At 63.0% G+C, this 4,074-nt stretch carries 2 pseudogenes; both read left to right on the top strand.

The annotated features are described in order from the left end of the window. Nucleotides 1-1,735, top strand: a pseudogene (locus tag DQ405_RS25200) (exodeoxyribonuclease V subunit gamma); the annotation flags it as partial. Beyond that, nucleotides 1,732-4,074: pseudogene (gene recB, locus DQ405_RS25195) on the top strand (exodeoxyribonuclease V subunit beta); the annotation flags it as partial. The pseudogenes DQ405_RS25200 and recB, both read left to right, overlap by 4 nt.

Raw genomic sequence — 4,074 nt, 5'->3', positions numbered from 1 at the left:
GCGGCCTTGATCGGCCCGCTGGTCGGCTTGCTCGACGCCTTGCACGATGCCCATCAAGCGCTATCGGAACCCGCCGCGCCACAGGCCTGGGGCGAGCGTCTACAACGGTTGATGCAGCTGTTTTTTCCTGCCCAGCAGCGAGCACGATGACTACCTGCTGGGCCAGCTCGAACAGCTAAGAGAAACCTGGCTGGAAACCTGCGAATCCGTCGGCTTGCAAGACGAGTTACCCCTTACGGTAGTACGTGAGGCATGGCTTGCCGGATTGGATCAGGGGCGCCTGTCCCAGCGCTTCCTGGCGGGAGCGGTCAATTTCTGTACGCTCATGCCCATGCGTGCGATCCCGTTCAAGCTGGTCTGCCTGCTCGGCATGAACGACGGCGATTACCCGCGGGCCCAGCCACCCCTGGATTTTGACCTGATGGGCAGCGATTACCGCCCCGGCGACCGTTCTCGCCGTGAAGACGACCGCTACTTACTGCTCGAAGCGCTGCTGTCAGCCCGTGACCAGCTGTATATCAGCTGGGTAGGCCGCAGCATCCGTGACAACAGTGATCGCCCGGCCTCGGTACTGATCGGCCAACTGCGCGACCACTTGGCCAGCGGCTGGCAGCACGCCAACAATGATCAGCCGCTGCTCGACGCAATGACCCAAGAGCACCCGCTGCAACCCTTCAGCGCACGCTACTTCCACGAAGGCGATTCGCTGTTCAGCTATGCCCGCGAATGGCAATTGCTGCATCAGGCACCGGCGGTCATCACCCAAGAGCAAGGCTTGACCCCTCACCAACAGGAAGAACCCCTGAGCCTTGGCCAGTTACAGGACTTCCTGCGCAATCCGGTCAAACACTTCTTCAGCCAGCGCCTGAAAGTATTCTTCGAAGCCGCTGAAGTGCCCCTGGCTGATGAAGAACCCTTCGTGCTGGACGCATTGCAACGCTACAGCTTAAGCGACAGCCTGCTGAACGCGGCACTCACCCAACCCGACCAACTCGATCAGGCGCTCAACGCCCAGGCCCTGCGCCTGCAAGGCAGCGGCCTGCTGCCGATGGTCGGTTTCGGTGAATGCCTGCGTAACGAGTTGATCGAGCCGTTGCCGGACCTGGTGCAACGCTATCAACACCTTCTAGCGCTGTGGCCCACCCCGCATACTGGCGCTGAACCGATCAGCTTTGCGTACCAAGGTATCCAGCTGGAAGGTTGGATCAGCGGTCTGCACCGACGCAGTGATGGCGGACTGTTAAGCGTCACCACCATCCCCAACAGTATTGGCTCGATCAAGACACGCAAGTGGCACCGCCTCATCCGCCCTTGGGTCAATCACGTGGTGGCCTGCGCCTGTGGCCTGCCCTTGAGCACCGGCCTGGTAGCCAGTGACGACACCTTGTTGTTGGCCCCACTGGACAAGGCCGGCGCCGAGGACATCCTCGGTAACCTGCTGTTGGCCTGGCACACGGGAATGAGCGCGCCGCTACCGGTCGCGGTGAAAACCGCGTTCGCCTGGCTCGGCCAGACTGACCCCGCCAAGGCCCAAGCGGCAGCGAGCAAAGCCTATGAAGGCGATGGCATCACCACAGACGGCGAACGCCGCGAAACGCCTGCCCTTACGCGGCAATTTCCCGACTACGCGGCCCTGGTCGCCAGTGAAGAGTTCGAAGGCTGGTGCGAAACCCTGTACCGCCCGCTGATCAACGCCCCCTGGCGATCGCTTTCCAGCACGGAGGCTGACGCATGATCGGCAAACCCTTGGCCCTGGCGTTCCCGCTCAAAGGCAGCCAGTTGATTGAAGCCAGTGCCGGCACCGGCAAGACCTTCACCATCTCCGCCTTGTACCTGCGCCTGGTGCTCGGCCACGGCGGTGGTGAGTCCGGTTTCGGCCGCGAGCTGCTGCCACCGCAAATCCTCGTGGTGACGTTCACCGACGCCGCCACCAAGGAGCTGCGTGAACGCATCCGCATCCGCCTGGCCGAAGCCGCGCGCTTTTTCCGTGACGAAATCGAGCAGCCTGATGCGCTGATTGCCGACCTGCGTGAGCAATATGAACCGCAGCAATGGCCCGCCTGCGCCAATCGGCTGGACATCGCCGCCCAATGGATGGATGAAGCCGCCGTCTCGACGATCCACAGTTGGTGCCAGCGCATGCTGCGCGAACATGCGTTCGACAGCGGCAGCCTGTTCACCCAGACCCTGGAAACTGACCATAGCGACCTGCTGGGCGAAGTGCTGCGCGACTACTGGCGATTGTTCTGCTACCCAATGCACGACGATGCCCTCAACTGGGTGCGGCAACCATTGGGGCGGCCCCGCGGCGCTGATGCCACGGGTGCGTGCGTTGTTCGGCAGCGAGCGGCCCACCGACGAAACCCGCGAGCCAGCCGAACTGATCACCGCCTGCCTGCAAGAACGTCGTGCCGCGCTGGTTGCTCTCAAGGCACCCTGGCAACAATGGGCCGCCGAGCTGCGGGATATCTGCCTGCAAGCCGTGGCCGCCAAGGCGGTCGATGGGCGCAAGATGCAAGCGCGCTACTTCGAGCCCTGGTTCGAAAAGATCAGCGCCTGGGCCGCTGACGAAACCCTGGAACAACTGGACATCGGCACCGGCTTCGCCCGCCTGACGCCTGACGGCATGGCCGAAGCGTGGAAAGGCGAGCCGCCGCAGCACCCTGGCATCGAGGCCATGGCCAGCCTCAAAGCCAGCCTCGACGCCTTGCCAACGCCCGACGCGGCGGTGCTGCAACACGCTGCCGGCTGGGTCGGCAAACGCTTCGAGGAAGAGAAACGTCGCCGCGCCGAGATGGGGTTTGACGACATGCTGATCCGCCTCAACGCCGCCCTCCAGGCAGACGGTGGCGAGCGCCTGGCCAGCGTGATCCGCGAGCAATTCCCGGTGGCCCTGATCGATGAATTCCAGGACACCGACCCGGTGCAATACAGCATCTTCGACAGCATCTACCGCATCGAAAGAAAAACCACCTCGACAGCGGCCTGTTCCTGATCGGCGACCCCAAGCAGGCGATCTACGCCTTTCGCGGCGCCGACATCTACACCTACCTGCGCGCCCGGCAATCCACCACCGGCCGTCATCACACCCTGGGCACCAACTTCCGCTCCAGCCATGCGATGGTCGAGGCGGTGAATCACGTGTTCCAGCGTGCGGAAACCGGTCGTGGTGCGTTCCTGTTCCGTGAGCCCAATGGGGATAACCCGGTGCCGTTTCACCCGGTGCTGTCCCAAGGCCGCAGCGAACACCTGCAGGTCGACGGCCAACCAATGCCGGCCATGAACCTTTGGCACCTGCCCACCGACCAGCCGATTTCCAAACGTGGTTTACCGTCAACACCTGGCCGCCGCCTGCGCCACGCAAATCGTTGCGCTGCTCAACGGTGGGCAGCAAGGCACGGCGGGCTTTGTAATAGAGGGTAACCTCAAGGGCGTGTTGCCGTCAGACATCGCCATCCTCGTGCGCGATGGCAAGGAAGCCCAAGCCGTACGGGCGGAACTGGCCAGCCGTGGCGTGCGCAGTGTGTACCTGTCGGATAAAGACTCGGTGTTTGCCGCCCAGGAAGCCCATGACCTGTTGGCCTGGTTGAAGGCTTGCGCCGAACCCGATGTCGAACGCCCGCTGCGTGCCGCCCTGGCCTGCGTCACCCTGAACCTGTCCCTATCGGAGCTGGAGCGTCTGAATCAGGACGAACTGGCGTGGGAATCACGGGTGATGCAGTTCCGTGGCTACCGTGCCATCTGGCGTACCCAAGGCGTGTTGCCGATGCTGCGTCGCCTGCTCCACGACTTCAAGCTGCCGCAAACCCTCATCGCCCGCAGTGRKGGCGAGCGGGTGCTGACCAACCTGTTGCACCTCAGTGAATTGTTGCAACAGGCCGCCTCGGAACTGGATGGCGAGCAGGCGTTGATCCGTCATTTGGCCGAGCATCTGGCGCTGTCGGGACAGGCCGGTGAAGAGCAGATCCTGCGCCTGGAAAGCGACGAGCAACTGGTCAAAGTGGTGACCATCCACAAATCCAAGGGCCTGGAATATGACCTGGTGTTCTTGCCGTTCATCTGTTCGGCCAAGCC

Source organism: Pseudomonas sp. SST3 (assembly GCF_003325755.1).
This window is presented reverse-complemented; position numbering and strand designations above follow the sequence as displayed.